The sequence below is a fragment of the Cnuibacter physcomitrellae genome, from assembly GCF_014640535.1.
GTDB classification, from domain to species: domain Bacteria; phylum Actinomycetota; class Actinomycetes; order Actinomycetales; family Microbacteriaceae; genus Cnuibacter; species Cnuibacter physcomitrellae.
Window position 1 is genome coordinate 2,224,266 of sequence record NZ_BMHD01000001.1, and the last position, 25,255, is coordinate 2,249,520.

Sequence of the window (25,255 nt, forward strand, 5' to 3'; positions counted from 1 at the left end):
TCCAGGTTTCCGTCGCGAATTCCGCGATTGCGAGCGGAAACCCGGACAAACCCCGGAGGCGACGGGGGATCGGGCAGGGTCATCGGAGGAAGGCGGCGGCGACGCCGGCGTCGACGGGGACGTGCAGGCCCGTGGTGTGCGTCATGTCGGCGCCGGTGAGGACGGCGACCGCGTTCGCGACGTGGTCGGGCAGCACCTCGCGCTTGAGGAGGGTGCGCTGGGCGTAGTAGGCGCCGAGCTCCTCCTCCGGCACGCCGTAGACGGCGGCGCGCTTCGCACCCCAGCCGCCGGCGAAGATGCCCGATCCGCGGACGACGCCGTCGGGGTTGATGCCGTTGACCTTCACACCGTACTCGCCGAGCTCGGCGGCGAGGAGCCGCACCTGGTGGGCCTGGTCGGCCTTGGTGGCCGAGTACGCGATGTTGTTGGGGCCGGCGAACACGGAGTTCTTCGACGAGATGTAGACGATGTCGCCGCCCATGTCCTGCTCGATCAGCACGCGCGCCGCGGCCTTGGAGACGAGGAACGACCCCTTGGCCATGACGTCGTGCTGGAGGTCCCAGTCCTTCTCGGTGGTCTGGAGCAGCGGCTTCGAGATCGAGAGCCCGGCGTTGTTGACGACGAGGTCGAGGCCGCCGAACTGCAGCAGCGCGGCGCGGATGCCCGCCTCGATGTCGGCCTCGCTGGTCACGTCCGCCTGCACCCCGATCGCGACGTCCGTGCCGCCCAGCTCGGCCGCAGCAGCCTGGGCCTTCGCCAGGTCCAGGTCGGCGATGACGACGCAGGCGCCCTCGGCGGCGAGCCGGGTGGCGATGGCCTTCCCGATCCCCGACGCGGCGCCCGTGACCAGCGCGATGCGGGTCGCGTGGCTCTTCGGCGCGGGCATCCGCTGGAGCTTGGCCTCCTCGAGCGCCCAGTACTCGATGCGGAACTTCTCCGCATCCGAGATCGGGGAGTACGTGGACAGGGCCTCGGCGCCGCGCATGACGTTGATGGCGTTGACGTAGAACTCGCCGGCCACCCGCGCGGTCTGCTTGTTCGCCCCGTAGGAGAACATCCCGACGCCCGGGATGAGGACGATGGCCGGGTCGGCGCCGCGGATCGCGGGCGAGTCGGCGGTCGCGTGGGCGTCGTAGTACGCCTGGTAGTCCTTCCGGTACTGCGCGTGCAGCTCCTTGAGGCGCGCGATCGAGTCCTCGACCGAGGCGTCGGCGGGCAGGTCGAGCACCAGCGGCTTGACCTTGGTGCGGAGGAAGTGGTCGGGGCAGCTCGTGCCGAGCGCGGCCAGGCGCGGATGCTCGGCGGAGGCCAGGAAGTCGAGCACGAACTCGGAGTCGGTGAAGGATCCGACCTGCGCCCTGTCGGTCGAGGCGAGCCCGCGGAGGGTCGGGGCCAGCGCCGCCGCCTTCGCCCGTCGCTCCGCCTCGGGCAGCGCGCCGTACCCGTCGAGGGCGGGGCCGAACGGGTCGGGACGCCCGTGCTCGGCGATGTACGCGGCGGCGGTCTCGATGATCCAGAGGCTGTGGCGCTCCGCCTCGTCGCTGGTGTCGCCCCAGGCGGTGATGCCGTGACCGCCGAGGATGGTGCCGATCGCCTGCGGGTTCGCCGCCTTGATCGCGGCGATGTCGACGCCGAGCTGGAACCCGGGGCGGCGCCACGGCACCCAGACGACCCTGTCGCCGAAGATCGTCCGCGTGAGCGCCTCGCCATCGGCGGCCGTCGCGATCGCGATGCCGGAGTCGGGGTGCAGGTGGTCGACGTGGGCCGCATCCACCAGCCCGTGCATCGCGGTGTCGATCGACGGCGCCGCGCCGCCCTTGCCGAAGAGCGTGTGATCGAACGCGGCGACCATCTCGTCCTCGCGCTCCACCCCCGGGTAGACGTTCTGCAGGGCGCGCAGCCGGTCGACGCGCAGCACGGCGAGCCCCGACTCGGTGAGGGTCCCGAGGTCGCCTCCGGAGCCCTTCACCCACATGAGCTCGACGTCCTCGCCCGTCACCGGGTCCTTCTCCAGGCCCTTCGCGGAGGTGTTGCCGCCGGCGTAGTTCGTGTTGCGGGGATCGGCGCCGAGGCGGTTGGACCGCGCGATCAGGTCGGCTGCGGCGGGGTTGGTCATCGTCATCCTTCGGTTCTGTGCTGCGTCGCCGACCGGATCGGCGAGGAGTGGGTTCCGCCGTGCGCCCACCACGAACGCACGGCGGAGGTGTGAGGAGGGCTACGCGCCCCAGCCGGCCTGCACGCCTCCGGCGCGCTCGGCCACGATCGTCTCCTGGTAGCCCGAGGCCTTGTACGCGGCGATCGGATCGGCGGGCAGCCCGCGCGACTCGCGCCACTCGGCGAGCGCGGGACGCACGTCGGTGTAGAACGCGTCCATCAGGATGCCGTTGGCGGCGAGCACGTCGTTCGCGTTCTGCGCCTCGAGAAGCGCGGGGCGGTCGACGAGCAGCGCGCGGGCCGTCATCTCCTGAACGTTCAGCACCGACCGCATCTGGCCCGTGATCTTGTCCTCGATGTTGTGGCACTGGTCGAGCATGAACGCCACCGGCGAGCCCTCGTCGTACCCGCCGCCGCGGACCACCTCGAACAGGATGCGGAACAGCTGGAACGGATCCGCGGCCCCGACGATGAGGTCGTCGTCGGCGTAGAAGCGGGAGTTGAAGTCGAACGAGCCCAGCTTCCCGAGGCGGAGCAGCTGCGCCACGATGAACTCGATGTTCGTGCCCGGCGCGTGGTGGCCGGTGTCGAGGCAGACCAGCGCGCGATCGCCGAGCGCGGCGACCTGGGCGTACGACGTACCCCAGTCCGGGACGTCGGTGTGGTAGAACGCCGGCTCGAAGAACTTGTACTCCAGGACCAGCCGCTGCTCCTCGCCGAGGGCGGCGTAGATCGTCTGCAGCGACTCGGCCAGGAGGTCCTGGCGGGTGCGGATGTCGCCCTGGCCCGGGTAGTTGGTGCCGTCGGCGAGCCAGATCTTCAGGTCGCGCGACCCGGTCTGGTGCATGATCTCGATGCACTCCAGGTGGTGGTCGATCGCCTTCTGCCGCACCGACGCATCCGTGGAGGTCAGCGAGCCGAACTTGTAGGCGTCGTCCTGGAAGGTGTTCGAGTTGACCGTGCCGAACGTCACCCCGAGGTCCTCGGCGAAGCGCCGGAGCGCGGCGTAGTCGTCGACCTTGTCCCACGGGATGTGGAGGGCCACGGTCGGCGCCAGGCCCGTGTACCGGTTGACCTGGGCCGCATCCGCGATCTTCTCCTCCGGCGTGCGGGGCGTGCCGGGCGTGCCGAACACCTTGAAACGGGTGCCCGAGTTGCCGAACGCCCAGGACGGGAGCTCGATGGCCTGACGCGTCAGGTCGGAGGCGATGTCTGAGAACTGCACCATTGTGCGAGGACCTTCCTGGGTATGTGTCTGAGGGGGCGCGACGGTTCGCGCCGTCGAGGCGGAGGGAAGCTCGGCCGGTCAGGTGACGGACATGGCTCAGACCCTCCGGAACGGGATGCCGAGGAGATCCGCGGCGGCCCGGTAGTCGGCCGCTCGGTGGCCGGTCGAGAGCGACCAGTGGTGCCCGATCCCCGTCGCCGACCACTCGTCGACCCACTCCCCAGGGTCACGGTGGAAGTCGACCCGGCTCGTGGTGTTCCCGATCGCCAGCAGCGGGCCGGGCACCACGTCGCCCTCGGAGGCGATGAACGACAGGGTGCCGTCGCGGTCCTGTCCGAGACCGAGGAGGGTCACGGGGCCGTGCTGCACGTCGAACTCGACCGACACACCCCAGCCGCGCTTGCCGTGGTAGACACCGAGTCCCCGCAGCAGGGGGTCCCGGGCCGAGACGGCGAGGTGCGCGGGTCCGTCATGACCCATCTCGACGACGCCGTCCTCGAAGTTCAGCGCTTGGATCTCGCAGAAGGATCCGCCGGCGCCCACGACCTGGGTCGCGAGCTGGGCGACCGTCGTGCGCAGCTCGTACTCCCCCGTCGCCGGGATGCCGCGACCGGTGAGCAGTGATGCCCCGAGGATCATGCCCGCGCCGAGACGCTCGTGCAGCTCGCCGTTCAATCCGCGGTGGTAGTAGGCGAGGGAGTCGAGGCCGAAGTCCTCGACGAGCCGGTCGAGACCGACGGAGACACGGGCTCCCCACGCGAAGTCCTCGTCGACCACGCTCTCGTCGAGGGTGAAGACGCGACGGGCGAGCTCCATGCGATCCTTCGTCTCGGCGTCCGTCACGTCGTCGACACGGACGCGCAGGTCGTCGAACTCGAGCACCTCGACGTGGGATCCGAAGGTCGTCGGCAGCAGGGTGAGATCGGTCGACACATCGAGCATGCCCGGGTAGAGATGACCCATCAGTCCGTGGCGGGCGTCGCGCAGTGCGGCGCGGATGTGGGCGGCGTTGATCCACTGCTCGATCCGGCGCCAGGCCGACTCCTGACGCAGCCACCCCGACACGCTGCGGAACGGGATGCCGGCGCGGCGGAAGACGTTGCCGACCTCCGGGACCGGGCACTGACCGCAGTAGGCGAGCCAGGCGCCGGTGTCGAAGCTCGCGTGGTCCATCCGCTCGGTCGGCTGCAGGTCGATGACGAGCACCGGGGTGTTCGTCCGCTGCGCGATCGGGAGGACCATCGACGACGTGAGGTAGGTCGTGAGGAACAGGACGATCAGGTCGCAGTCGGCCTGGCGAAGGCGATCCGCTGCCGCCGTCCCCTCCTGCGCGTCGGAGATGAAGCCGACGTCGGTGACGACGGCGTCCATCGCCTGGAACCGCTCGGAGACGTACCTCGACGACTCCTGCAGCTGCGGCAGGAGGTCGGGGAACTGGGGCCAGTACGTCCCCAGTCCGCCCGCGACCAGTCCGATCCGGGTCATGCGCCGCTGATGGGGCGGGAGGAGGTCTCGCAGCGCGGCCGTATGCGCGTTCACAGTGATGATGCTCCTGTCGTGCTCCCGCGGTCGGGAGGAGAGGTCTGAGGGGGAGGAGGGACGGGCAGTGTCACCCGTCCCTCCCGCGCGACGAGTGGACTAGAAGTCGTAGTCGTCGATGTTGTCGGCGTTGAACTTCGTGGGCGGGCCGACGATGATGATGCCGTTCTCGCCCACGGTCTTCTCACCGAGGTCGCCGGCCTGGAAGGTGTCGCCCTCGGCGCCGGTGATGGTGCCGTCCTGGAGTGCCTTGCCCGCGTACGCGGCGACGTAGCCCAGCTGTGCCGGGTCCCACAGGGCGAACTCGGTGACGGTGCCGTCCTTGATGAAGGAGCGCATCTCGTTCGGCAGACCCAGGCCGGTCAGTGCGACCTTGCCCTTGTAGTCCGAGGTGGAGAGGTACTTCGCTGCGGCCGCGATGCCGACCGTCGTGGGCGAGATGATGCCCTTGAGGTTCGGGTACGACTGCAGCAGGCCCTGGGCCTCCTTGAACGACTTGTCGGCGTCGTCGTCACCGTAGACCTTGGTGACGATGTTGATGCCCGAGTAGGCCGGGTCGTTCGCGATCAGGTCCTCCATGTCCGCGATCCACTCGTTCTGGTTCGTCGCGGTCGCGGTGGCAGACAGGATGGCGACGTCGCCGGAGCCACCGATCTGCTCCTTGATCATGTCGAGCTGGACCTGAGCCACGTCCTTGGCGACGACCTGGCTGACGAAGACGTCGCGGTAGTCGGGGTTCGTGTCGGAGTCGAACGCGACGATCTTCGCGCCGCCCTCGCGGGCCTGCTTGAGCGAAGGACCGACCGCGTCGGGGTCGTTGGCCGCGATGACGATGACGTTCGCGCCCTCCTGCGTGGCCTGCTCGATGAACGGGACCTGTGCGCTGGCGCTGGCCTCGAGCGGGCCGAGGGTCTCGGCGTTGTAGCCGATCTCCTTCGCCGCGGTGTCGCCGCCGCCCAGGACCACGTCGGTGTACGGGTTGTTGAGCTGCTTGGGCAGGAACGCGATCGTGCCTGCGTCGCCGCCGGAGGCGCCGTCGGTGCTCGACGCGTCTCCTCCGCCGGAGGCGCAGCCCGTGGCCGCCAGGGCGATCGCCGTGGCGATGGCCGCTACCGAGGCGAGCCTGCGGGCCCGCCGCTTCGGGCTGTGGGGTGTGTGAAACAACTCCATTGTTCTTCCTCTCTGGATCACGCCTGGTGCTCAGACGCCTTGCTCGCCGGCGGTCGACAACCGCTGGACTTCTCGGTGGACGCGGGCGAGTCGCACGCGCTCCCGCACCCTGCCGGCGATGCTCGGTGCGAGCACCGAGATCACCAGCAGCGCACCGGTGACGATGGTGAGGGTGGTCTCCGGGACCTTGCCCAGTCGAAGGGCGTAGGTCACGACGCCGATGAGCAGCACGCCCGCCACCACCCCGGGGATCGAGCCCTTGCCACCGAAGATCGAGACGCCGCCGAGGAGGACGGCCGCGATCACGCTCAGCTCGATCCCGGTGGCGTTGTCGGGGCCGGCGCTGGCGTACCGGAGCGTCCAGTAGACGCCGACCAGGGCGGAGACGACACCGGTCGCGACGAACAGCCAGAACTTGGCGCGGCCCACGCGGATTCCCACGAAGGTCGCCGCCTCGGGGCTGTAGCCCAGCGCGTACAGGCCTCGTCCGAACGGAGTGAAGTGGAGCAGCACCCCGAACAGGACGACGATCGCCAGCACGCCGATCATGACGATCGGGATCCCGGTCGCCCCGATCTTGGCGGTGGCCAGCGTGGTCAGCTCCTCGGGGAAGTCGGACACCTTGTTGTCGCCGATCACGACGAGCGCCAGACCGCGGAAGAGCGCCAGGGTGCCGATCGTCACCGCGAGCGAGGGCAGGCCCAGCACCGTGATGAGGAACCCGTTGAACGCGCCGCAGAGCAGCCCGACGACGAGGCTGAGGAGCATCACCAGCCAGATGTCCAGTCCGCTGTCACGCCAGAGCACGCCCATGACGGCGCTGGTGAGACCCGCCGTACTGGCCACCGAGAGGTCGATCTCGCCCGAGATGATGACGAGCGCCATGGGCATCGCGATGAGCAGGATCGGGACGATCTGGATGAGCAGGAAGCCCAGGGTCGTCGTGCTGGCGAAGTTGCGCACGGTCAGGCAGGCCACCAGCGCGACGATGAGGAGCGCGCCGATGATGATGGCGTCGTTGCCGCGCAGCCAACGCGGCAACGTGCGCTTCCGCTGGATGTCGGTGAGGACTTCAGACATCTCGGGCCTCGCTCACTCTCAGCTTGCGGATGTTCCGCAGCGTCACGACGCGGTCGACGATGATCGCCGCGAGGATCAGCACGCCGACGATGGCCTGCTGCCAGAACTTGTCGACGCGGGTGGCCGTCAAGGAGCTCGTGATCGTCGAGAGCAGCACCGCGCCGATGCCCGCTCCGACGACGGTTCCGGACCCACCGAAGATCGCCACGCCGCCGACCACGACGGCCGCGACCACGTTGAGCTCCAGCCCGTCTCCCGTCAGCGCACCGACGGAGTTGTAGCGGCTGGCGTACAGCACGCCGGCGAGCCCAGCGAGGGCGCCGGAGGCGAGGAACGCCGTGAGGATGCGCCGGGTCACGGGGATGCCGAAGAGCTGGGCGGCCGCGGGATCCGACCCGATCGCATACAGGTCGCGACCGCCCCGCGTCCGCCCGAGGACGACCGCAGCGACGATCACGACGACGATCGCCATGATCGTGATGTACGGGATGCCCAGCAGGGTGTCGACCGAGAGCGCCCCGAAGGCCGACGGCATGTCTCCCGAGAAGTACTGGGTGCTCCCGGCCCAGCTGGCCAGGATCCCGCGGTAGATGTACAGGGTGCCGAGCGTCACCACGAGGGCCGGCACCCGGGCCACCGAGACCAGGAGCCCGTTGATGCCGCCGAGCACGGCCCCGAAGACGAGCCCGATGAGGAACACGACGGGGATCGGCAGGCCCGGCGCCACGTCGAAGATCGATCCGGTGCCGAACGCGACCAGCCCGACGATCGAGCCGACCGACAGGTCGACGTTGCGGGTAATCACGACGATGGCCTGCCCGACGGCGAGGATGATCATGATGGTCGCGTTGAGCATCAGGTCCTTGACGCTCTGCGGGGAGAGGAACAGCGGGTTCACGGCGAAGGTGACGAGCACCAGGAGCACGAGCGCACCGGCGACGGGGATCTCGCGCTGACGGAGGAACGCCAGCACGGGGTTGCGGCGGTGCGGCGACACGGAGGGCGTCGTCGCCGTGGTCACCGGGGGCGGGGTGGGAGCGTGTGTGGTCACGCAGCTGCTCCTTCCGTGGAGGCGGTCGCGGCATGCATGACCCGTTCGGCGGTGGCCTCGGACCTCGGCAGCTCGGCGGTGATGCGACCCTCGTGCATGACGAGGACGCGGTCGGCCATGCCGAGCACCTCCGGCAGCTCGGACGAGATCATCAGGACGCCGATGCCCCGGCCCGCGAGGTCGGACAGCAGCCTGTGCACCTCGGACTTGGTACCGACGTCGATGCCGCGGGTGGGCTCGTCGACGATGATCAGCTTCGGCTCGGTCGCGAGCCACTTGGCGAGGACGACCTTCTGCTGGTTGCCGCCGGAGAGCGTCGAGACCGCGAAGTCGGGTGACCCCGTCTTCACCTGGAGCCGCGACGACCAGTCGGCCGCCGCCCTGCGCTCCGCGCGTCCGCTGATGAGGCCGAAGCGGGCCAGTGTCTTGCGCAGGGTCAGCGTCGCGTTCTTCGCGACGGAGAGGTCCATGACGAGCCCCTGCTTCCGCCGATCCTCGGGGACGAACGCGATCCCCGCGTCGATGGAGGCCTGGGGGCTCCGCGGTGGAAGCGCCTTCCCGAGGAAGGTGACGGCACCCCGGTCGTACGGATCGATGCCGAACGCCGCGCGCGCGACCTCGGTGCGGCCCGCACCGACGAGCCCGGCCAGCGCCACGATCTCCCCCGACCGGACGGTGAGGTCGATGTCGGAGAAGACCCCGGCGCGAGAGAGTCCCTTCACCTCGAGGACGACGTCGCCGATCGCGGCCTCGACCTTCGGGAAGAGCTGATCGATGCTGCGACCGACCATCTCGCGGACGATCGCGTCCACCGTCACATCATCGGTGCGGTGCGTCGTCACATATCGCCCGTCGCGCATCACCGTGATGCGGTCGCAGAGCTCGAAGACCTCCTCGAAGCGGTGCGAGATGAACAGGATGCCGGCACCCTGATCGCGCAGCGACCGTGCGACGCCGAAGAGCCGGTCGACCTCGACCCCGCTCAGGGCGGCGGTGGGCTCGTCCATGACGAGGACCTTCGCGTCAAGCGAGATCGCCTTCGCGATCTCGATGATCTGCTGGTCGGCGATGGAGAGGCCCTCGGCAACACGGTCGGGGTCGATGGGCACCCCGAGGCGCTCGAACAGCGCCCGGGCGTCGGCGCGCATCCGGGACCTGTCGATGAGGCCGGCCCGACCGCGGGGCTGACGGCCGATGAAGATGTTCTCCGCGACGGTGAGGTCGGGGAACAGGGTGGGTTCCTGGTAGATCACGGAGATGCCGGCGGACTTGCTGTCGGCCGGAGACCGGAAGGCGACGGGGGCGCCGTCGACCAGGAACTCGCCGCCATCGGGCTGGTGGACGCCGGCGAGGATCTTGACGAGCGTGGACTTGCCCGCGCCGTTCTCGCCGACGAGGGCGTGGACCTCGCCGCTCGTGATCTCGATCGTGCCGTCGGCGAGGGCGATTACCGGACCGAAGGTCTTGCTCGCGCCTCGCAGGGAGAGCAGCGGTCGTTGCGCGTGTTCGGGTGGGGTCATCTTCGGCTTCCCGTTCGGCCCCTCCGTCGGGGCTGGCGTCGGTCTCGACTCGAGTCCGCCCCGGTTTGTCTCGGGTCCGACTCGTCTTCGAGATGCGGTGAAACGTTTTACAAGTTGTGGTTTTGCCACCGTAGAACCACACGCGCTTCCCCGTCAAGTCGCGTTCTGATAACGTCCTGAAACGTTCAACCATGCAAACGATGTCGGAAGCGGGAGGTCGAACCCGATGGCTGCCGCGAACGTGCGCGATGTCGCCGCTCTGGCCGGCGTCTCCGTGGGGACCGTCTCGAATGTGCTGAACGCCTCGAAGCCGGTCGCCCCCGCCACCGCGGCTCGAGTACAGGCCGCCATCGACAAGCTCGGCTTCGTGCGCAACGAGTCGGCCCGGCAGCTCCGGGTGGGACACAGCCGGACCGTGGGCTTCACCCTCCTCGACATCAGCAACCCGTTCTTCACCGACATCGCCTCTGCGGCCGAGGAGACCCTGGGCAGGCAAGGCCGATCGCTCGTGGTCGGCAACAGCGGCGACTCGATCGACCGCGAGCGCACGCACCTCGACCTCTTCGAGGAGCAGAGGGTGGCGGGCCTGCTCATCACCCCCGTCGGCCGGGTGTACCCGCGACTCGAGCGACTCCGCGACCGCGGTTCACCCGTCGTGCTGGTCGACCGTCACGACCCGGACCGAGCGTTCAGCTCCGTCTCCGTCGACGACCGCCACGGCGGCTTCCTCGCGGCCGCGCACCTTCTCGATCAGGGTCGGCGTTCTCTCGCCTTCATCGGCGGCCCCTCCGAGCTCTTCCAGGTGTCACAGCGGTCCGCCGGAGCACACGACGCGGTCGACGGTCGCGCGGGAGCCGGGATCCGGACGATCGAGACCGAGGCGATGACCGCGGAGGAGGGTCGACTCGCGGCCGAGCGCCTCCTGGCACGACCGCCGCGCGCCCGGCCCGACGCCATCTTCGCCGCCAACGACCTCATCGCCCTGGGTGTGCTCCAGGCCCTCATCCGTGCTGGAGTGCGCGTGCCCGACGACATCGCGCTGATCGGGTACGACGACATCTACTTCGCGTCCGCGGCGGCCATCCCCCTGTCGTCGATCCGCCAGCCGGCTGCCGACATCGGCCGCACCGCGGCGGAGGTGCTGCTCCACGAGATCGAGAACCCCGACGAGGGCGACTACCGACATGTCGTCTTCCAGCCGGAGCTCGTAGTACGGGAGTCGACCGCCTGAACCGCGGACCCCGCCTTGGCGGCGTCGATCAGACGAGGTGGAAGTACTCCTCGAGTCTGCGGCTGCTGCTGTCCGGGTTCTCCGATCCGACGAAGAAGTCGGCCATGGTCGCCTGCCAGCGCGCGTTCACCTCTCGCCGCGCCATCTCGGCCTGCGCCCGTTCGTAGTCCTCTGTCTCGAGCACGCCGACGACGAGGCCGTCCGTCCGATCGATGAACAGGGAGTAGTCGCGCCAGCCCGTCTCGCGGAGCGCGTCGAGCATCTCGGGCCAGACGACCTCGTGGGCCTCCAGATACTCCTCGATGCGCTCGGGCTTCAGCTGCATGCGGAAGCAGACCCGTTCCCGACCCTCGCGCTGCGCTCCTGACATCTGATCCTCCTCGACCGCCGACATCCCGTCAGCGTAGCGGGGGCGACCCGGCGGCGGTGGCGGGCCCGGGTCAGATCTTCTCGCTGACCAGCAGGCCCTTCTGCTGCAGCTCCGACGCCACCTGGCCGACCGCATCCTTGTAGGCGTCGTAGAGGCGCACCTGCACGAGGCCGTCGTCGTCTCCGCCTCCGGCCTGGAAGATCGGGCGGTGCAGGTCGACCTGGACGGTGCCGCCGAGGTCGACGAACTTCACGTCGAGCACCTCGCGGAGGGAGTCCTTGCTCGTGATGAACCCCTGGAACATCGTCTTGGCGATGCTGCCGTGCGCGGCCTTCCAGTGGTCGCCCTTGTCGGTGATCGTGAAGTCCGCCGCTTCGAGGGCCGTACGCGTGGCGTCCTGCGCGGAGGCGAGGTCGCCGGAGACGACGAGCTGGAAGTTGAGGATGGCCATGGCACGCCTTTCGGTCTGGGTGCGCTCAGCATAGGGGTCGCACACGTCGACGGGGAGGCAGGCCCGCAGGCCCCCTCCCCGTCGTGTCGTGCGAGCGGTCGCGCGCGGTCGATCAGTTGTCGGTGTCGGCCGTCACGAACGTCGGATCCTGCACGTCGGCGACCGCGGGCTCGGTCGAGATGACGCCCTGACCGAACAGGAGGTCGATCGTCTTCTGCCAGGTCGCGTCGTCCATCGAGCCGAGACCGTTCGCCTCGGTGTCCGCGCTCGTGAACGTGTTGTCGATGTCCGCCTGCAGCTGCTGCTCGTAGAGGGGCGCCTTGTCTGCGAGCTGCGGGTCCGAGTCGGCGAGGGTCTTCGCGGCCTCCGCCGGGTTGTCGATCGTGTACTGGAGGCCCTTGAGGTAGGCGTTCGTGAAGCGCTGCACCAGGTCCGGGTTCTCCTGGATCATCGTGTCGGTGGTGAAGATGCCCGTGCCATAGGTGTCGTAGCCGAACTCGGAGCCCATGAGGATGCTCAGGTCGCCCGCCGACTTCTGCAGGATCGGGACCTCCGCATCCGTATAGCAGGGCACCGTGTCGACCTGGTCGGTGACGAGGTAGCTCTCGTAAGGCGGGTTCACCGTCAGCTCGGTGAGCGCGCTCGGGTCGATGCCGTTGGCCGCGAGCAGCGCCTTGTAGAAGACGTACGTCGATCCCGACGACTGCACGCCGACCTTGAGGCCCTCGAGGTCCTTCGGGGAGTTCAGCGTGTGCTTGTCGGCCTTCGCGCACATCGCCAGCGGCGAGCTCTGGTTGGTGGCGAGGATCGCCTTGACCGGCACGTCCTGCGACCTCGCCACCACGAGGGTCGGCAGGTCGGAGACGCCGAAGTCGCCCTGGCCCTGACCGACGAGGCGGAGGGTGTCGCCCGAGCTCGTCCCGGTGAGGATGTCGTCGACGACGATGCCCTCGTCGGCGAAGAAGCCCTGCTGCTCGGCGACGAAGAGCGGCGCGTGCAGGCCGCGCGGCTGGTAGTCGAGCTGGATGGTGATGTGGTCGGCGTCGGCCGGGGCGCTCGGCCCCGGCTCGGATCCGCCGCCGGCGCACGCCGTGAGGGCGGCGAGCGCGGCGAGCGACGTCGCGGCGAGGACGAACCGTGGTGCTCTGGACATGCGTACTCCTGGGGTGGGGGTGCGGGGCGGGTGGGGGGTGGATCAGGCGTCGGCGAGGGCGAGGTGCGGGAACCGCCGCCGGAAGAGGAACTCGACGAGTCCGACGAGGTAGTAGAGGACGAGACCGAGCAGCGACACGATGACCAGCGCCGCGAACATCTGCGCGGTGTCGAGCTGCGTCGAGGCGAACTGGATCTGATGCCCGAGCCCGGCCTGCGAGCCGGCGAACTCGGCCACCACCGCGCCGATGACGGCGAGCGTGATGGCGATCCGGAGTCCCGCGAAGAGGTAGGGCAGAGCCGTCGGCACCTGGATGCGGGCGAGGATCTCGGTGCGGCTCGATCCGACCGAGCGCATGAGGAGCAGGAGGTCCTCGTCGGCCCGCTTCATGCCGAGCACCATGTTGATCGTGATCGGGAAGAACGCGATGACCACGATGAGCACGAGCTTGGGGGTCATCGTGTAGCCGAACCAGAGGATGAAGATCGGGGCCAGCGCCACCTTCGGCACGACCTGGAACAGCACCACCAGCGGGTAGACCGCGCGCTCGAGGAACCGGAACCGGACGACGAGCAGCGCGATCGCCATGCCGACCACGATGCTGATGACGAAGCCGATCACGACCTCCTGCGTGGTGACCCAGGTCGCCTCGAGGAGCACCTGCCATCCGGTCACCATCTCGGCGAGGATGTCGGTGGGCTTGGCGATGACGTAGCTCGAGATGCCGAACACGTCGACGGCCAGCTGCCAGAGCACGACGGCGAGCGCCGCGAGGAGGAGGGGCGGCCAGGCGGCGCTCCACCAGCGGGCGAACGAGCGGGGCTTGCGAATGGTCGCCTGCCCGGTGGTCCGGGCCTCTGCCAGGGCGGTCATGTCACACCGTCGCTTCCTGCGGCACCGCGAGCTGCTCGCGGAGGCGCGTCGAGTACTGCACGAACGTGGGGGTGTCGACGATGTCGGCCACGCGCGGGCGGGGGAGGTCGATCGCGACGCGGTCGACGATCCGTCCGGGGCGGACACCCATCACCGTGACGGTGTCGGAGAGGAACACCGCCTCGGGGATGGAGTGGGTGACGAAGACGATCGTCTTGCCGGTCGCTGCCCAGATGCGGGCGAGGGTCTCGTTCATGGCGTCGCGGGTGATCGCGTCGAGGGCGCCGAAGGGCTCGTCCATGAGCAGGATCGACGGGTCCATCGCCAGCGCCCGAGCGATCGAGACGCGCTGCGCCATGCCGCCGGAGAGCTGATGGGGATAGCGGTCCGCGGCGTGCGCGAGGCCGACGAGCTCGAGCGCCTCGTCGGCGGCGCCGTCGTTCGCCTTGCCCTTCTTGGCCAGGACCCTCAGCATGGCCACGTTCTCGCGCGCGGTCTTCCACGGCACGAGGGCCGGCCGCTGGAGGACGAGGCCGATGTCCTTGCGGGCCACCGCCTGCTTCGCCGTGAGATCGCCGATCCGCACCTCGCCGCTGGTGGGCTCGAGGATCCCGCCGAGGATCTTCAACAGGGTGCTCTTGCCGCAGCCGGAGGGACCGAGGAGCGTGACGAAGCTGCCGGGCGGGACGTCGACGTCCAGCCTCTCGAGGACGGTGTTGTCACCGAACCTCATCCCGATGTCTCGTGCCGTGATCCCTGAAGCGGTCATCGCCATCCCTCGAACTGGTGACGCGACGTCCGTCGCGCTTGGTGAACGAGTGTGGCCGGTCGCGTTCGAATTCTCAAGCCTTGAGATTGCTTTCTCACATTTATAACAATGAGTTAATACGCCGGTGACGCTGGAGGCCACGTCGGCGCCCTTCCGGCGTGCGTCAGGGCGGGGCTGACAGAATCGACGGATGACCGAACCGGATCCGATCGACCTCGACACGTGGCCGCGGCGCGGGCACTTCGAGCACTACCTCCACGCGGTGCCCTGCTCGTACTCGATCACCGTCGAGATCGACGTGACCGAGTTCGCCGCGGCCGTCCGATCCGCCGGGCGCCGGACGTACATCTCGCAGATCTGGGCGCTCGCCTCCGTCGTCGATCGGCGCCCCGAGTTCCGGCTCACCGTCGACGAGTCCGGGACGCCCGCCGTCTGGCCGGTGGTGCATCCGTCGTTCACCGTGTTCAACCCCGAGCTCGAGACGTTCATGAGCCTGTGGGTGCCGTTCGAGCCTGACTACGCGTCCTTCCATGAGGCCGCCTCGCGGACGATCGCTGCGCACTCCGGGTCGGCCGAGCTGTTCCCCCAGGGGCCGCCGCCGCCGAACACCTTCGACGTGTCGAGCCTCCCCTGGACGAGCTTCACGGGCTTCAACCTGAACATCGCCGACGCCTGGCGCCACCTCGCCCCGATCTTCACCCTGGGGCGGTACGTCGAGCGCGACGGCCGGACGTTCCTCCCGCTGGCCGTGCAGATCCACCACGCTGCGGCGGACGGCTTCCACACGGCACGGCTCGTCGACGACCTGCGCGCGCTGGTCTCGGATCCGTCCTGGATCACGCCGGAGGACGCTCGACTCTGACCGGGCGCTCGCGCAGAGCGGGCGTGCGTACGGGCTCAGGGGGTGGGTGGGATGCCGCCCGTGCGGGAGGCCAGGGTGCTCGCCACCGTGGCGATGCCGTGGTTCGAGTCAGGCCCCAGCTGGGCACCCCCGATGCGCAGGCCCACGCTCACCGAGGAGGTCGCACCCGAGCGGGGCGGCAGATCCCAGACGTCGCCCACCTGACCCCGCGTGAGGACGACGGACCTCGGCGCCTCCGCGGCCCGCTCCCATCCCACCTTCGCCGCGAGCCCGAAGCCCTTCCAGTTCGGGGCCACCAGGCGCTGCTCGAGCCGCAGCCCACCGGCCGGGAGGTCGTACGGGAAGACGCCGGTCCCGGCTGTCAGCGCATCCGCTCGACCCCAGCACTGTGCGGGAACGGCCGCCGCGAACGCCTGCAGGAATCGCAGGGCCGCCTCGATCGTGGTCGCGTCCCAGGTGGGCATGCCGTACACGATCGCGATCCCGGCCCGGACCACGACGGCGCTGCACGGTGGAGCGCCGTGCAGCACGGCGGCGACCTGCGGGGTGAGCAGATCGTTGGCGAAGGCGGGGATGAAGCCCTCCGCCCGCCAGCGGGGAGCGAGGGCCGTGGGGGCGGGAAGCGGCGGGAGCGGCAGTCCGTGATCGTCGTCGGGGCCCGTCGTGTCGACCAGGCGGATCTCGGGGAGCGCACCGGGAAGCGCGAGCCACACCGCGTTCGCGGTCTCCCGGTCGCCGAACGCGGTGCCGCTGTTCGACGTGCGGTACGCGTATCCGACCAGGCGCCCGGCGGTGAAGGGCCGGCCGTCGACGATCCCGGTCGCGGTCTCGGCCAAGCCGATGGTCCAGATGGGGGACGGCCGTCGGGTCTCCCGCAGGGCGGCTTCCGGCACCTCGATGGGCGGCGGAGGAGCCGCCTCCCGCCACGTCCAGCCGCGCGACTCGACCTCGGCCCGCAGCGCCTCACGCGCCTCCGCTCGCTCGGCGCGCTTCCTGGACCCGAACATCACGCTCAGCAGCCTAGGCACGGTGGAACGCGCACGGGCGGACCCCCTCGAGCGGAGATGACCGTCAGAAGGTCGCCCCACAGCTTGCACAGGCCGCAGAGGGGCTCATGGTGGCGCTGAGCGTACCTTTCGACGGTGGCAGGGCGCCTTCCGTCGTGCATCGCGGCTCGCCTGCGGCCGCGAGAGGATGGGTCGGTGAGCCTCCACGTCGTCTCCGGTGCGGACACCGACGAGCTGCGCTCCTTCTTGCGTGAATCCGACCTGACGCTGACGGGCCTGGACGACGACGCGGTGCGCCTGTGGGTCGAACGCGATCGCGAGGGGATCATCATCGGCAGCACGGGTCTCGAGCTCAGCGTCGACGGGCGGCATGCGCTCATCCGGAGCGTGGCCGTGGCGCCTGGGCGCCGAGCGGCGGGCGCCGGGACGCGTCTGGCCCGGCACGCTCTCGACCGCGCCGCACGGGCCGGTGCCGAACGGGCCTGGTTGTTCTCGCGCAGGTCCGGCCCGTTCTGGCAGAGGCTCGGCTTCGCCGAGGCCGACCGTCACGCCCTCGCGGCGGCTCTGCCCGACGCGCAGCAGGTCCGGTCGTTCACGGAGACCGGCCAGCTCGACCGCGAGGTCGCCTGGTCCCGAACGCTGCACGATCTGTCGCCGCACCCCGAGAGGTGAGACGGTGACCGGTGACCTGGCATGGCGCCCGCTGGCCGCCGGCGACCTTCCGCTCCTGGCCGAGTGGCTCCGCGAGCCGGAGGTGGCGCGGTGGTGGAACCACGAGCACTCGACGGAGGCGGTGCAGCGCGACTTCGGCGCCAGCGTGCGGGGTGAGGAGCCGGGCGAGGACCTCGTGGTGTCGCTCGACGGGCGCCCGATCGGTCTCCTGCAGCGCTCCGTGATCGCCGACTACCCGGACGACCTCGCGGAGTTCGCGGCGATCGCCGACGTGCCGGACGGCGCCGTCGAGCTGGACTATCTGATCGGCGACGCCTCACTCCGCGGTCGCGGCCTCGGATCCAGGCTCATCGCAGAGGCGGTCGAGAGCACCTGGGCCGCCTACCCCGCGGCTCCGGCCGTGCTCGTGGCCGTGGTCGCTGCGAACGCCGCCTCGTGGCGGGCACTCGAGAAGGCGGGGTTCAGGCGGATGGCCGAGGGCCCGATGGAACCGGACAACCCGATCGACGACCCGCTCCACTACGTGTACCGAGTCGACCGCCCTGCGGTCTGAGCCGGCTCGGGGAAGACTGGGGAGGGACATCGGATCCGCGACGGTGGGAACGGCTCGGGGAGGGCGACATGAGGGGCAGACGAGGGACGCGTGGCGCGGTGCTCGCCGCGGTGGCGACGAGCGTGGTGCTCGCGACGGCCGGATGCACGCCCCAGCCCGAGGACCTCGACGCACTGCTCGCCGACGTCCAGGACAGCTCCGACGGGGTGAGGACGTCCTCCTACGACTCGTCGTCGACCTCGAACGGCCTCGTCGTCGTCGTGGACGTCCGCCAGGTGGAGGGAGCCGATGCGGCACGGGCGGACGAGGTGGTCGCGGACCTCGCCGAGCGGATCGAGCGGGCCGACATCGACATGCCCGACCGGTGGACGTATCTGATCGAGGTCCCGGCACCCGGCGGAGAGGACTCGTCCATCCGTCTGCGCTCGGACACCGACCCGACGCTCCGCCGGGAGGTGCTCGAGGTGGTGACCGACGCCGGATGCGACACCGATCCGGGGGACGACCTCATCCTGGTCTCCTGCAGCTGGCAGGACTCGAGCCAGACCGAGGGCCTGCAGCGTTCGCAGGAGCTGCTCACCGCGCTGCCGACGGACCTGTCGCCGTTCGCCGTCAAGGCCGGCTTCGACGACTACCGAGGTCGCGTGAGCGCGCCGGCCGGATACACCGCGGAGCACCTGAGGCTGCTCGAGGCCACGACCGCCGCGCTGACCGCGCAGCCGCAGGACGAGGTGTCGATCGTGCTCGGGCCGCGCGCCGGAGACGAGACGTTCGACGCGTACATCAGCGTCCTCGACTCGGAGACCGCGTTCGCATCGGCCCTCCAGACCATCATCGACGAGTCGCCGCTGCTCGTCGACACCGACGTCAACGGACGCGACGGACACCCGTCGATCGAGCTCGTCCCGGACCAGCCCTCCTGATCCGAGGCAGGACCCTCCGCATCAGGGCTCGACGTCGAGCGCGCGCAGGGCGGCCGGCAGCTCCTCGAGGAGGCGCATCGCGACGCTCGGCTCGAGGCCGCCTCGCAGCACGCGCGGCGCCGCGAGGAGGCCGTCGACCACCCCATCGGGAACCCGGCGGCGGACGTCGTCGGGAAGGCGGTCGACCGCATCCGCGATGCGTGCGAGCGTGGCCTCGACGCGGAGCGTGACGGCGCCGCCCGGTCGGGCGAGCTGCTCGACGGTCACGTCGTCGAGCCGGTGGACCAGCTGCCTGAGCGCGGCGAGCTGCTCGGCCGCCGCGGGTGCGCGGGTGCGCTCAATCCGCGGGCTGGGCGCGAAGCCCTTCACCGGAACCGCCGGTCCGTCGAGCTCCACGGGCTCGAGCACGAGGTCGACCCGGCAGGCCAGCAGGGCGGATGCGCGGGGCACGAAGGCGAGCATCCTCACCACGTCGACGCCCGCGGTCTCGTCGTAGCGGGCGACGAGGTCGAGATCGCTGCCGCGCACGTCGTCTCCGCGGGCCGCCGATCCGATCACGCGGAGGTCGTGGAGGCCGTGCGACGCGGCGAGCGCCACGACGTCGTCGGCGAGCACGGTGAGCGCCACCGAGGGCCGGAGGGCGACCGCGTCGAAGAGCCGGTCGAGCAGCTCGGGACTGGCTCGGCGCGTGCCGACCTCGATCGCGGCCACGGCAGGCTGACTCGTGCCGGCGCGCTTGGCCAGCTGCTGCTGACTGATCCTGCCGTCTTCACGGGCCAGCACCAGCATCCGCCGTTCGGAGTCGGAGTTCGCGGCGGTCATTCGAAGAGGATGTCGGGAGGGCCGGGGGTGCACCCGGGCGGCTCGGAGTTGCCGCTGATGGTGAAGTCGCCGCAGGTGAGGAACCGCGACTGGTTCGCCCCGAGGAAGAAGGAGGCGACGGCGATGAGGAGCACGGCACCGAGGACGATCAGACGGCGGCTCCAGGGGATGTCCTCCCCGAACTCCGGCCAGACCACGCGCGCGAGCACCCAGATCGTGACGGGCAGCCCGAGGACGGCGGCGATGAGGCCCGCGAGGGTCAGGATGCCGGTCAGCAGGTCGCTCGTGTCATCGACCACGACGAACAGGAGCACCACCCAGAGCGACGGCACGAGCAACGCGAGGGCCTTCCACAGCCGCTTCCGTCCCCTGGGCTGGATCAGCACCACGACGAGCGCGCCCACGGACGCTGCCCACACCGTGAGCCCCTGATCGAAGAACAGCGTCCCCCACGCGCCGAGCGTGAAGGCCGGCCACCAGAGCGCGATGCTCATGCCCACGATCACGACACCCGTCGCCCTGGTCGAGGCGCGGGCACGCTCGGCGCGGGCGGGGTCGGCCGCGGAGGTCTCCGGCGGGGCGGACTCGGTCACGCCGCCACGTTAGCGCGATCGCCCGCGCTCGGACCAGCGACGTCACGGCGATGCCACGTGACCCCCCTCCCGGATGCGGACCCCCACGCATCGCGCCAGACTGGAGCATCGGGAGAGGGGCGACGATGGCGGAGACCGGGGCGAGCACGGCCGGGCCGACCGCGACCCGACGCTGGTCGCGACGCCGGATCGTGCTGACGAGCGTGATCGGAGGCGTGCTGCTGCTCGCCGCGGTCGCCTGGGTCGTGTACAGCGCCATCCGGGTGACCATCCACCCCGAGGACACCGTCCGCGACTACCTCGACCTCCTGGCCGCCGGCGACACCCAGGCGGCGGCCGAGATGGTCGACCCGCGGAGTACACCGCGTACGACGAGTACTCCGACGACGGCCTCACCGCCCCCGTCGTCTCGAACGACGCCGCGCGGACGGTCGAGGACGATATCGTCCTCGACACCGCGCTGATCGAGGCGACCGCCGCTGCCGCGAGCGAGCGCCTCGTCATCGACGACCTGCGGGAGGACGACGACGGATACCACCTCGCCGTGGGCGACCGACTGGACGTCGACGTGCGGTACTCGGTGGCGGACGTCGACAGCCGCGCCACGCTCCGCGTCGAGCGACTCCCCGACACCTGGTACGGGTTCCCGCAGTGGCGCGTGGTGGATCCCCTGCTCGTGCCGCTCCGCGTGGAGACGAACCTCCCTGAGCTCGGACCCGCCGCCATCGGATCCGCGGCGGTCGCCGTCAGCGGGCCGCGCCTCGACGGGGCTCCGCAGCGCGTGACGCTGCTCTACCCCGGCACGTACACGGTGACGGCGGCCACGAACCAGTTCGTGACCGCGGACGACCAGGAGGTGACCGTGACGGGCGGGAGCGCGGTGAGCTCCTACTCCGACGACCTGGGTGAGACCGTCGACAGCGGGCTCCTCTACTCCGCGACGCCAGCCCTCCAGGATCGGGTGACCGAGGAGGCGCAGGCGTTCGTCGACTCCTGCTTCGCCACCCTGCCTGCGCTGGGTCCCGAGTGCCCGACGGCCCTGGTCCTCCGCGCCGACTTCGCCCAGCAGGCCGTGATCTCCGACTACCCAGCGCTCGAGGGCATCGCCACGTACTCGGTCGAGTACGCCGACGGCGTGGCCGCCGAGCCCCCTCTCCGGGCGACCTTCACCCCCGGCCGGTTCTCCTACACGTCGGACGGCTCCTTCGACACCAGCCGGTTCTCGATCTACGCCTGGATCAGTCCGAGCGCCGATGACGTGACCATCGAATTCCGGTCGGGCCTCTAGGGCCGACGCCCTGCGGGCGCCGGATCGGTCTCCACCGGGCGGCCGTCGTCGCGGACCGCCGCCCCGGACGCATCCGTCGCCTCGTTCTCGCCGGGGGCGACGGGGATCATGCCGGTCGCGGTCTCGTACCAGGAGGTGAGCGCAGGGTCCTCCGTGTCGATCCCCGCGCCGGCTCCGTCCTCGGACGCCACTCCGGCGGCCTCGAACACGAAGTCGTCGCCGTGCTCCTCGATCCCGCGGCGGACACCCTGGGCGATCGCGGCCCGCGCGAACCGGGTGCGGAGGATGTAGGGATCCGTCCGCAGCTCCTTGGCCCAGGCGATCATGATGCCGACGGCGATGATCGCGAACGGCAGGGCGGAGACCACCATGATCGACTGCAGCCCGGAGAGCGCGGTCTCGCCTCCCGCGAGGAGGAGCGCGAGGGCCGCCGCGCCGAGCAGGATCCCCCAGAAGACCGTGACCCAGCGGGACGGCTCGGGGCGACCCCGCTGGCTCACGGATCCCATCACGATCGCGGCGGAGTCGGCCGAGGTGACGAAGAACAGCACGATCGAGACCATGGCGAGCACCGAGAGGATCACGCCGAACGGCAGGTTCTCGAGCACGGCGAAGAGCACCGCCTCCGACGACCCTGCATCGCTGATGCCGCGACCCTGCGACTCGAACAGCATCGTGGTGCCGCCGAGGATGCCGAACCACGCGATGCAGACGATCGACGGGACCACGATGACCACCGTCACGAACTCCCGGAGCGTGCGACCGCGTGAGATCTTCGCGATGAACATCCCGACGAAGGGGGTCCACGAGATCCACCACGCCCAGTAGTAGTCGGTCCACGTCGCCATGAACGAGGCCGCGTGATCGCCCTGGGCCGGGTTGCGCATCAGCATCGTCCAGAGATCGCCGAAGAAGGCGGGGACGCTGGCGGGGATGATGTTGAGGAGGAACAGGGTCGGGCCGAGGATGAGCACCGCGAGGCCGATGACGGCGGCGATCATCATGTTGATGTTCGAGAGCGCGCGGATGCCCCGCTTGACTCCCGAGACCGCCGAGACCACGAACGCCGCGGTCAGGATGGTGACGATCCCGACGAGCGCCCCGTTGCCCATCGGGCCGATGCCCGCGACGTACTCGATCCCGCTCGCGATCTGCAGCGTCCCCATCCCGAGCGTCACCCCGGTCCCGAACAGCGTGACGATGATCGCGAAGACGTCGATGATCGAGCCGAGCCAGCCCTCCGTGCGCTCGCCGAAGATCGGGCGGAAGATCGCCGAGATCAGGGGCGCGCGCCCGCGCCGGTACGCGGCGTACGCGATGGCTCCGCCGACGAGGGCGTAGAACGCCCACGCCATCGGCCCCCAGTGCAGGATCGACTGGGCGAGCGCGTCGAGCATCGCATCGTTGCTGCCGGGCTCCGACGAGAAGCCGTAGGGGACGTCGAGGAAGTACTGCAGCGGTTCCGCGGGCCCCCAGAACAGCAGTCCGATGCCCATGCCGGCCGAGAACAGCATCGCGATCCACGAGACCGTCGAGAACTCGGGCGACTCCTCGTCCGACCCGAGGCGGATGCCGCCCGTCCTGCCATAGCCGACGACGAACATGAAGACGATGGTCACGAGCGCGAGCGCCGAGAACAGCCAGCCGAAGTTGGTCGTCACCCAGGCCAGAGACTCCGATCCGACCGCGCTGATCGAGTCGGGTGAGAGGAAGCCCCACACCACGACCCCCAGCACGAGTGCGCCGGCCACGGCGAGCACCAACCAGTTCGTGGTGAACGATCGCGGCGTGTCCTCCACGCCGATCCCCGGGATGAGAGCCGGATGCGTCACCTCGTCGAGCACGCGTCTCGACCTCCTGACGCCGCTGTTCGAGCTTCTGACGTCATCGGCGGTCAGGCTCACGCCATCGGTGGGCAGCGTCGAGCGCTGGTCTTCTCGAGTCATGCGACGGGTCCTCCTCGGCGGCCCGCCGCGGCTCGGACGGGCCTGTCGTTGACATGCGCCGTCGTAGGCACGCTGATCGACTGTACCGGATCTGTGCCATATGGCAAACTTCTGACCACGTCGGAAGGGGGTTGCAGGGTGTCGCCGACGCAGCGAAGGTGGTGAGGATGTCGGACCAGGAGCAGTCTGCGGAGGCGACGCTGCGGGCGTCGAGAGCGCTTCTCGGCGTCGTGGCGCGGAGCGTCTCCGCGGCCCTCCACGAGATCACGCTGCCGCAGTTCCGCGTGCTCGTGATCCTCGCCGGGGAGGGGCCTCTGCGCAGCGGCGCGATCGCCCAGCGGATGGGCTCGCACCCGTCCACGTTCAGCCGCACCGTCGACCGGCTCGTCGCCGGCGGATGGGTGGCGCGCACACCGAGCGCCACGAGCGGCCGCGAGCGGATCATCGGCCTCACCGCCGCGGGCGCGAGCCTGGTCGCCGAGGTCACCGAGCGCCGGCGACGCGAGATCGCCGAGATCCTCGTCCGCCTCACCCCTGCCGATCGAGCCCGCGTCGAGGAGGCGCTGCAGCTGTTCGCGGATGCCGCGGGCGAGCCCTCCGCCAGGGACCTGCTCACCCTCGGCCTGTGAGCCTCCGGCTCGGGCGCGGGTTGCGCCCGCCCCGCGCGCCCTTGCGCCCTCCCCGGCGGCGTCAGCGCGCCCAGCGGGCCGAACCCGCACGAACGCGGAACGCCACGCCGGCGGCGCCCCTGCATCCGGGCCCCGTGGCGTCCAGGCCTGGCCGAGACGCCGCACCCGCGGCATGCTCAGAGCAGTCGATGAGGCAGGGAGGGCTCATGACACAGGCGACACCCACCGGCGAGCAGGCGGCCGTTCAGGTCCTGCGCGAGCAGGTCAAGGAGCTCGAGCGGGCGGTCCTGGTCTTCCCCGTCCTCCTCATCGAGGCTCTCCTCGCCTTCTCGCTCATCCTCCCGTTCCTCACGGACACCGTGGACGGCGAGGACGAGACGGTGAACCTGTTCACCTTCACCGGCGCTCTCCTCGGACCCGGCTCGGACGGGGAGACCGACGGCGTCGACATGCTGTTCGGGATCGCCTACCTCGTGCTCATCGCCGTCATCATCGGCACGATGATCGCCGTCGCCGTGAGTCTTCAGCGCGAGACCTCCCGCGCGGGGCGAGTCACTTTCGCCGCCTTCGCCGGGCTCCTCATCGCCGGGACGGCCGGAGCGTGGCTCACGCTCGCGCCGACCCTGGGGGAGTACAACCCGCCGACCGTCGAGGTCGCCCTGCCCCTGCTCTCCCTCGCGACCGTGCTCACCGCGGTCTACGCCTTCCTGCCGATCCTGCGACGCATCCGGGAGAGATGACCGGGAAGGTCCGCCGCCCGGCCTCGGCCCGGGCCGGCCCGAGCTCAGCCGTCCCCGAAGGCCTCGCTCAGGCGCCGCATCAGGGATCGCATGGGCGTGCCGCGCGGGACGCCGTACATCGTCCCGGGGAAGTCGAGCTCGCGCTGCACGGCCCAGAGCTCGTCGTGACGGTCGGGCGAGAACAGCTGCGCCGGGTCGCCTGCCGCGATCCAGCCGATCGGGACCACCGTGTCCGGGGGCAGGGTGGAGTTCACCTGCAGCACGGCGTGGATGCGCAGCTCCGACCGCGCTCCGACCAGCGCCCCCGCGAACACGCACGCCCCGGTCGCGATGAACGCCTCGTCCTCGATCCGGGCTCCGGTGATGTTGGTGTGCGGACCGATCAGGACCGCATCACCGACCACGACCGGGTGCTCCGGACGCCCGCGGAGGAGGGCGTGCTCCATGACGAGGACATCCTCCCCCACCACCACCCGACCGCGTGACCCATCGAGCACGGCGCCGGCGAGCACGCGCGCACCCGGTCCCACCGTCACATCCCCGCTCAGCACCGCGGTCGCGGCCACCGAGGCCGTCTCGTGAACCTCCACCATCCCCACAGCCTCCTCTCCCCCGCCCGCGTTCCGCCACA

The 25,255-nt window shown here is 70.3% G+C and carries 26 protein-coding genes; 9 read left to right on the forward strand and 17 right to left on the reverse strand.

What is annotated here, in order from left to right; translation table 11 throughout:
- Positions 1-79: 79 nt before the first annotated feature.
- The 7 genes from IEX69_RS10360 to IEX69_RS10390 form a co-directional block, all read right to left on the reverse strand.
- Positions 80-2,116, reverse strand: coding sequence for a bifunctional rhamnulose-1-phosphate aldolase/short-chain dehydrogenase (locus IEX69_RS10360; protein WP_085020914.1), 2,037 nt, complete (start codon positions 2,114-2,116; stop codon positions 80-82).
- A 99-nt stretch (positions 2,117-2,215) separates the two neighbouring features.
- Entirely contained in the window at positions 2,216-3,382 is a 1,167-nt protein-coding gene (gene rhaI / locus IEX69_RS10365; RefSeq protein ID WP_085020915.1) for an L-rhamnose isomerase, read from the reverse strand.
- Between the two features lie 96 nt (positions 3,383-3,478).
- A complete protein-coding gene (locus IEX69_RS10370; protein WP_085021603.1) occupies positions 3,479-4,867 on the reverse strand; it encodes an L-fucose/L-arabinose isomerase family protein in 1,389 nt (462 codons plus the stop codon).
- Between the two features lie 153 nt (positions 4,868-5,020).
- Entirely contained in the window at positions 5,021-6,091 is a 1,071-nt protein-coding gene (gene rhaS / locus IEX69_RS10375; protein WP_085020916.1) for a rhamnose ABC transporter substrate-binding protein, read from the reverse strand.
- 30 nt (positions 6,092-6,121) lie between these two features.
- Positions 6,122-7,171, reverse strand: a complete 1,050-nt coding sequence (locus IEX69_RS10380) for an ABC transporter permease (RefSeq protein ID WP_085020917.1) — start codon at positions 7,169-7,171, stop codon at positions 6,122-6,124.
- The gene (locus IEX69_RS10385; protein ID WP_229756307.1) at positions 7,164-8,222 is read right to left on the reverse strand and encodes an ABC transporter permease; all 1,059 of its coding nucleotides are present in this window, start codon (positions 8,220-8,222) and stop codon (positions 7,164-7,166) included. The genes IEX69_RS10380 and IEX69_RS10385 overlap by 8 nt, the downstream gene beginning before the upstream one ends.
- Positions 8,219-9,742: a sugar ABC transporter ATP-binding protein gene (locus IEX69_RS10390; protein WP_085020918.1), complete on the reverse strand. Its 1,524-nt coding sequence runs from the start codon at positions 9,740-9,742 to the stop codon at positions 8,219-8,221. The genes IEX69_RS10385 and IEX69_RS10390 overlap by 4 nt, the downstream gene beginning before the upstream one ends.
- A 226-nt stretch (positions 9,743-9,968) precedes the next feature.
- Here IEX69_RS10390 and IEX69_RS10395 point away from each other — a divergent pair, with 226 nt between their 5' ends.
- The gene (locus tag IEX69_RS10395; protein ID WP_085020919.1) at positions 9,969-10,973 is read left to right on the forward strand and encodes a LacI family DNA-binding transcriptional regulator; all 1,005 of its coding nucleotides are present in this window, start codon (positions 9,969-9,971) and stop codon (positions 10,971-10,973) included.
- 28 nt (positions 10,974-11,001) lie between these two features.
- Here the strand turns inward: IEX69_RS10395 and IEX69_RS10400 are convergent, their stop codons facing one another.
- The 5 genes from IEX69_RS10400 to IEX69_RS10420 all read right to left on the reverse strand — a co-directional run bounded on the left by IEX69_RS10400 (position 11,002) and on the right by IEX69_RS10420 (position 14,589).
- Positions 11,002-11,343, reverse strand: a complete 342-nt coding sequence (locus IEX69_RS10400) for an L-rhamnose mutarotase (RefSeq protein WP_085021605.1) — start codon at positions 11,341-11,343, stop codon at positions 11,002-11,004.
- A 70-nt stretch (positions 11,344-11,413) separates the two neighbouring features.
- Positions 11,414-11,794 (reverse strand): hypothetical protein, encoded by a 381-nt coding sequence (locus IEX69_RS10405; RefSeq protein WP_085020920.1) that lies wholly within the window; start codon positions 11,792-11,794, stop codon positions 11,414-11,416.
- A gap of 112 nt (positions 11,795-11,906) precedes the next feature.
- Positions 11,907-12,947, reverse strand: coding sequence for an ABC transporter substrate-binding protein (locus IEX69_RS10410; RefSeq protein ID WP_085020921.1), 1,041 nt, complete (start codon positions 12,945-12,947; stop codon positions 11,907-11,909).
- Positions 12,948-12,989: 42 nt separating this feature from the next.
- The gene (locus IEX69_RS10415) at positions 12,990-13,820 is read right to left on the reverse strand and encodes an ABC transporter permease (RefSeq protein WP_157127312.1); all 831 of its coding nucleotides are present in this window, start codon (positions 13,818-13,820) and stop codon (positions 12,990-12,992) included.
- A gap of 1 nt (position 13,821) precedes the next feature.
- Positions 13,822-14,589, reverse strand: a complete 768-nt coding sequence (locus IEX69_RS10420) for an ABC transporter ATP-binding protein (protein WP_217348639.1) — start codon at positions 14,587-14,589, stop codon at positions 13,822-13,824.
- Between the two features lie 190 nt (positions 14,590-14,779).
- Here IEX69_RS10420 and IEX69_RS10425 point away from each other — a divergent pair, with 190 nt between their 5' ends.
- Positions 14,780-15,451, forward strand: a complete 672-nt coding sequence (locus IEX69_RS10425; RefSeq protein ID WP_085020923.1) for a CatA-like O-acetyltransferase — start codon at positions 14,780-14,782, stop codon at positions 15,449-15,451.
- A gap of 35 nt (positions 15,452-15,486) precedes the next feature.
- On the opposite strand, the gene IEX69_RS10430 is transcribed toward IEX69_RS10425, so the two are convergent.
- On the reverse strand, positions 15,487-16,479 hold the full coding sequence (locus tag IEX69_RS10430) for a hypothetical protein (protein WP_157127313.1): 993 nt from the start codon (positions 16,477-16,479) through the stop codon (positions 15,487-15,489).
- Between the two features lie 174 nt (positions 16,480-16,653).
- Between IEX69_RS10430 and IEX69_RS10435 the strand changes: the two genes are divergently transcribed.
- From IEX69_RS10435 to IEX69_RS10445, 3 genes are all read left to right on the forward strand, one after another.
- Positions 16,654-17,130, forward strand: a complete 477-nt coding sequence (locus tag IEX69_RS10435; RefSeq protein ID WP_157127314.1) for a GNAT family N-acetyltransferase — start codon at positions 16,654-16,656, stop codon at positions 17,128-17,130.
- Positions 17,131-17,134: 4 nt separating this feature from the next.
- On the forward strand, positions 17,135-17,683 hold the full coding sequence (locus IEX69_RS10440; RefSeq protein WP_217348640.1) for a GNAT family N-acetyltransferase: 549 nt from the start codon (positions 17,135-17,137) through the stop codon (positions 17,681-17,683).
- A gap of 68 nt (positions 17,684-17,751) precedes the next feature.
- Positions 17,752-18,606: a hypothetical protein gene (locus IEX69_RS10445; protein WP_157127315.1), complete on the forward strand. Its 855-nt coding sequence runs from the start codon at positions 17,752-17,754 to the stop codon at positions 18,604-18,606.
- Positions 18,607-18,627: 21 nt separating this feature from the next.
- On the opposite strand, the gene IEX69_RS10450 is transcribed toward IEX69_RS10445, so the two are convergent.
- Both IEX69_RS10450 and IEX69_RS10455 read right to left on the reverse strand, forming a co-directional pair.
- On the reverse strand, positions 18,628-19,428 hold the full coding sequence (locus IEX69_RS10450) for an XRE family transcriptional regulator (protein ID WP_085020926.1): 801 nt from the start codon (positions 19,426-19,428) through the stop codon (positions 18,628-18,630).
- Entirely contained in the window at positions 19,425-20,021 is a 597-nt protein-coding gene (locus IEX69_RS10455; RefSeq protein ID WP_229756308.1) for a hypothetical protein, read from the reverse strand. Before IEX69_RS10455 ends, IEX69_RS10450 begins: the two co-directional genes overlap by 4 nt.
- Positions 20,022-20,146: 125 nt before the next feature.
- Here IEX69_RS10455 and IEX69_RS10460 point away from each other — a divergent pair, with 125 nt between their 5' ends.
- Together IEX69_RS10460 and IEX69_RS10465 are read left to right on the forward strand one after the other, a co-directional pair.
- Positions 20,147-20,485 carry a hypothetical protein gene (locus IEX69_RS10460; RefSeq protein ID WP_085020927.1) on the forward strand — a complete coding sequence of 113 codons (339 nt, stop codon included), beginning with the start codon at positions 20,147-20,149 and terminating at the stop codon, positions 20,483-20,485.
- An 80-nt stretch (positions 20,486-20,565) separates the two neighbouring features.
- Entirely contained in the window at positions 20,566-21,309 is a 744-nt protein-coding gene (locus IEX69_RS10465) for a hypothetical protein (RefSeq protein ID WP_085020928.1), read from the forward strand.
- On the opposite strand, the gene IEX69_RS10470 is transcribed toward IEX69_RS10465, so the two are convergent.
- Entirely contained in the window at positions 21,306-23,255 is a 1,950-nt protein-coding gene (locus IEX69_RS10470) for a BCCT family transporter (protein ID WP_085020929.1), read from the reverse strand. The two genes, IEX69_RS10465 and IEX69_RS10470, sit on opposite strands and share 4 nt — an antisense overlap.
- A 167-nt stretch (positions 23,256-23,422) precedes the next feature.
- On the opposite strand from IEX69_RS10470, the gene IEX69_RS10475 reads away from it, so the two are divergent.
- Together IEX69_RS10475 and IEX69_RS10480 are read left to right on the forward strand one after the other, a co-directional pair.
- Positions 23,423-23,884 carry a MarR family winged helix-turn-helix transcriptional regulator gene (locus IEX69_RS10475; RefSeq protein WP_085021609.1) on the forward strand — a complete coding sequence of 154 codons (462 nt, stop codon included), beginning with the start codon at positions 23,423-23,425 and terminating at the stop codon, positions 23,882-23,884.
- Positions 23,885-24,090: 206 nt separating this feature from the next.
- Entirely contained in the window at positions 24,091-24,624 is a 534-nt protein-coding gene (locus IEX69_RS10480) for a hypothetical protein (RefSeq protein WP_085020930.1), read from the forward strand.
- Between the two features lie 44 nt (positions 24,625-24,668).
- Here the strand turns inward: IEX69_RS10480 and IEX69_RS10485 are convergent, their stop codons facing one another.
- Complete coding sequence (locus IEX69_RS10485) at positions 24,669-25,217, reverse strand: gamma carbonic anhydrase family protein (protein WP_085020931.1); 549 nt, start codon at positions 25,215-25,217, stop codon at positions 24,669-24,671.
- Positions 25,218-25,255 lie beyond the last annotated feature (38 nt).